Origin of the sequence: Methylobacterium crusticola (assembly GCF_003574465.1) — a bacterium.
Taxonomy (GTDB): domain Bacteria; phylum Pseudomonadota; class Alphaproteobacteria; order Rhizobiales; family Beijerinckiaceae; genus Methylobacterium; species Methylobacterium crusticola.
This window is the reverse complement of record NZ_KZ984675.1, coordinates 1-3,920: the sequence shown is the minus strand read 5'-3', so window position 1 is coordinate 3,920 and position 3,920 is coordinate 1. Positions and strand designations below refer to the sequence as shown.

Annotated in this window: 2 protein-coding genes and 2 pseudogenes; 2 read left to right on the top strand and 2 right to left on the bottom strand. The window is 76.0% G+C overall.

Annotated elements, in window-relative coordinates; all coding sequences use genetic code 11:
• Window positions 1-101 precede the first annotated feature (101 nt).
• Complete coding sequence (locus DT057_RS05730; RefSeq protein WP_128561134.1) at window positions 102-2,630, bottom strand: response regulator; 2,529 nt, start codon at window positions 2,628-2,630, stop codon at window positions 102-104.
• A 187-nt stretch (window positions 2,631-2,817) separates the two neighbouring features.
• Window positions 2,818-3,072: a hypothetical protein gene (locus DT057_RS05725; protein ID WP_128561133.1), complete on the bottom strand. Its 255-nt coding sequence runs from the start codon at window positions 3,070-3,072 to the stop codon at window positions 2,818-2,820.
• A 250-nt stretch (window positions 3,073-3,322) separates the two neighbouring features.
• Between DT057_RS05725 and DT057_RS36615 the strand changes: the two are divergent.
• Window positions 3,323-3,601: pseudogene (locus DT057_RS36615) on the top strand (MucR family transcriptional regulator); the annotation flags it as partial.
• A gap of 1 nt (window position 3,602) precedes the next feature.
• Window positions 3,603-3,905, top strand: a pseudogene (locus tag DT057_RS36610) (MucR family transcriptional regulator); the annotation flags it as partial.
• Between the last annotated feature and the right edge of the window lie 15 nt (window positions 3,906-3,920).

Here is a 3,920-nt window from a genome sequence, read left to right as displayed (position 1 = left end):
CGGGCGGCCCCGCGCGTCGCCGGGCGAGGCCCCGGCGCGTCGTCGCGCCGGGGCCTCGCCGGGATCGTCGTCCGGCCCGGCCGGGCCCGGGCCTCGCCCGGTCAGGCCGCGCGGGCGGCCGGGGCGTGCTCCTCGACCATCCGGGCGAGGTCGGCTTGGCGGAACGGCTTGTCGAGGTGGCGGAAGCGCCGGGCGTTCTCGGGCAGGTGCCCGCGGGGCGCCGAGATGACGATGTCGAGGGTCGGGTTCGTCAGCGAGACCACGGCGGCGAGCTGCAGGCCCGACAGGATCGGCATGGCGTAGTCCGCCAGCATGATGTCGAAGCCGCGGTCGGCCGCGAGCATCTCCATCGCCTGGAGGCCGGAGCCCGCCTGCGTCACCGCGTGGCCGAGGTCGCCCAGCGCGTCGGCCACGCTGGCGCGCAGGAGGCCGTCGCCCTCGACCACCAGGATGCGCAAGGGATGGTGCGGCCCGAGCGGCCGGCGCGGGGCGGCGTCCGGGGCGCGGATCCCGGCCGGGAACCACAGGGTCGCGGCGCTGCCGCCGTCCGGAGCGGCCTCGCGCTGGAGGATCCCTCCGATCTGGCCGAGCAGCACCGCCACCGCGTCGGAGCCGTCCGCACGGCCCGGGCCCGAGGGCGCGTGGTTCGTCAGCGTCAGCCGCACGTAGCGCCCCGGCCCCGGGGCGCCCGCCGCCGGGGCGGCGCCCCAGCCCGGCGGGATCTCGACCGCGTCGGCCGCGACCGACAGGGCGCCGGTCGCCGGCATCGCGTCCTTGGCCTCGAAGGCGAGGTTCAGGACCGCGATCTCGAACTGGCGCTCGCTGCACAGGACCGGCGGCAGGTCGGCCGCCAGCGTCAGGCTGATGCGGGCCTGCGGCAGGACGGAGGCGCGCAGGAACGTCACCAGGTCCTCGACCGCGACGGCCACGTCGGCCTGCGCCAGCGCGGTCGTCTCGCGCCGCGTGAAGCCGACCATGCGCCGAGTCAGGCCGGCGCCGCGCTCGGCCCCCTGGATGGCGCTGTCGAGCAGGCGGGCGCTGTCGGGCGCCACGCCCTGCCGCCGCTTGAGCGTGGAGAGGCTCGTCATCACGACCGTGAGGGCGTTGTTGAAGTCGTGCACGATGCCGTCGGTGAGGCGGCGCATGGTGTCGTTCCGGCGGCGCTCCACCGCGAGGTCGGTCGGGCCGGGGTTCAGGGGCTGGCCCGCCGCCGGCCGGGCCGGCTCGGCCGTCAGCGCCCGGGCGGGCTCGCCGCTCATCTCGCGGCTCAGGGCGTGCAGGCGCGCGCCGCCCTCGGCGGCGTCGATGCGGCTGAAGCGCATCAGCAGCCGGCGCTCCCGCCCGTCCTCGTGGGTGCGCACCGTGATGTCGTGCGGCCCCTCCCCTTCCAGCGCGCTCTGCATGGTGAGCTGGAGCAGGGCCCGGTCCTCCGCGTGGACGCGGCCCAGGATCTCGTCGAGCCCCGCCGCCCGCTCGGTCGCCTCCGCGAGGCGCGAGCGGGCCGGATCCGACCACGTCACCTGGCCGCCGGCGAGGTCGATCTCCCAGCAGGTCCAGCCCGCCATGGTCTTGAAGGCCTGCACCCGGTCCTTGCTCCGGCGCAGGGCGCCCTGGAGGTCCCGCAGGGCGCGCTCGCGGGTGCGGTGGCGCTCGCCGCCGGCGGCGGCCTCGGCGGCGAGCCGCTGGAGCTCGGCCACCGGCAGGCGCCGGAGCGGCCGGGCGCCGTCGCCCGCCAGGGCGCGCCCGGCCTCGCGCAGGAACCGGGCCATCGGCAGGGCGAGGATCCAGCCGGCCGCGGCCGCGAGGAGGACCGCCCCGAGGAGCAGCGGGAGCACGACCGGGGCCGGGACGACCGGGAGGCCCGCCGCGTCGGCGGGCGCCCGGGCGATCACGAGCCAGCCGAGGCCGGCCTCGTCGCGGCGGCTGCCGGAGGCGGAGCCCTCGACGAGGCCGGCCGCGCCCGCCGCGTCGGTGGCCGACTGGTGCAGGACCTGGCCGCCGGCGCTCAGCACCGTGAAGCCGATGCGCCGGCCGGCCGCGCCCAGGGTAGCCCGCACGGCCTGCTCGACCTGCTCGGCCCAGGCGTCGTCGAGCTGGGCGGCCAGCACGCCCCGGAGGGCCCCGGTCTCGGCCGCGACGGGCGCGCTCACCTCGACCATCCGGCCGCCGGCCCCGCTGCCGCCCGGCTCGGCGGCCTCGACGAAGGCGGCGCCGTCGCGTCCGCGCACGAACCACGCCCGTCCCGAGGCATCGGTGCCCGCGAGGCGCCCGCTCGCGGTGGCGACGACGCGCCCGTCGGGTGCCGCGAGCAGGATCTCGCCGTATTCGGGCCGCAGGGAGCGCCACTGGGCGAGCACCTGGCGCTGCGCCTCGGGCGAGGCGCCGGGCTGGGCCAGGACGGCGTTCTGGGCCGCGAGGCGCACGTCCCGGGACATGTCGTAGAGCGTGCGGTCGAGCGTGTCCGCCAGGACGGCCGCCGCGTCGCGGAGCATCTGGCGGGTCTGGTCCGCCCGCCGGTCCTGGGTGCCGAGGCCGAGCCCGGCCAGCACCGCGGCGGCGCCCAGCAGCGCCGCCAACCCGAGCGCCACGGCCGAGAGGCCCCGCAGCGACACTTTCGATCGTTCCTGCATCACAGCCTTCCATGGCCCGGACCGGGCGGGACTGCCGCCGTCCTTCACCTGCTGCGGCGCGCGATGCTGCGGCACGAAAGATTAAGACTCTGTTAATGATGTTCGCCGGGCGCGCCGGTGCGCCGGGCTTCTCGCGACCGGCCGGCGCGCGGCGGCGCCTCGGCGGGCCCGCGGCCCGGCTTGCCGCTCAGGCGCTCCAGACGTCCTGGATCATGCGCGACAGGACGACCTGCACCTCGTCCGACAGCGTGCCGCCGGCGGACGCGGCGCCCTCGCCGAGCGCGCCTTTGCCCAGAGCGCCCTTGCCCATGGCGAACTTGAGGAGGCCGAGGATCTCCCCGACCCTGTCGGCGCAGCGGTCGCCCGAGAGGTGCATCACGAAGCTCTCGATGAAGGTGAAAGCCGTCGCATCGGCGGGACTCGTCTCGGGCGCTCCGCTCATGACCTCGATACCGTGACCGAACCACCCTCGGGGATTGTCGGGGCGGACCTAAGCATTTTTTTAACGAAACGGAAACCAATCCTCGCCGGCCGCGCGACCCGGCGGGCCGCGCGGCCCCCGGTCCCGGGCGTTCCGCGAGACTATCCGGTGCGCCGGCGCGCGTCGTCAGGATTGCGCGCCGCGCGGGGGCAAGCAGACGCCACCTCCACCGGCGCGAGGGCAGACACCACCTAACAAACACCATGCATTGATGCAGGATCTGCGTGCATACGCATTCTCAAGGGTTGATTCCGGTGTCGAAGGCCCGATATCGCGGTGGTGCGCGATGATGGATCGCGCATGTTTACCAGGATTTGCACCCGTGTCAGAAGAAAAGCAGGGCCGTCAGGCCGAACTCGTGGCGCTCGCGGCCGATGTCGTGTCGGCCTACGTCGCCAACAACTCCGTTCCGGCCGCCGAGCTGGCCAGCCTGATCGACACCGTTCACGGCGCGCTCGTGCGCCTCGGCCAGCCCGCGGCGCCGCAGGGCNTACCTGATCAGCCTCGAGGACGGCCGGCAGTACAAGTCGCTCAAGCGCCACCTCTCCACCCGCGGGCTCACCCCCGAGCAGTACCGCCAGAAGTGGGGCCTGCCGCACGACTACCCGATGGTGGCGGCGAACTACGCGGCCCAGCGCTCCGAACTCGCCAAGAGCATCGGCCTCGGCCAGCGGCGCCAGGACGCCGCCGCCAAGAAGGCCGCGCCGGACCCGGTCGTCACCGCGCCGGCGGACGGCCGCGCGCCGGCCCACCAGGCGCCGGCCCGCCGCGGCCGCCCGCGCAAGGCCGCGTGACGCAGGCTCCCGGCG

Bases quoted from the DNA above. Each gene is read 5' to 3' on its own strand.
- DT057_RS05730 (WP_128561134.1), bottom strand. From the start codon at position 2,630: ATGCAGGAACGATCGAAAGTGTCGCTGCGGGGCCTCTCGGCCGTGGCG.
- DT057_RS05725 (WP_128561133.1), bottom strand. From the start codon at position 3,072: ATGAGCGGAGCGCCCGAGACGAGTCCCGCCGATGCGACGGCTTTCACC.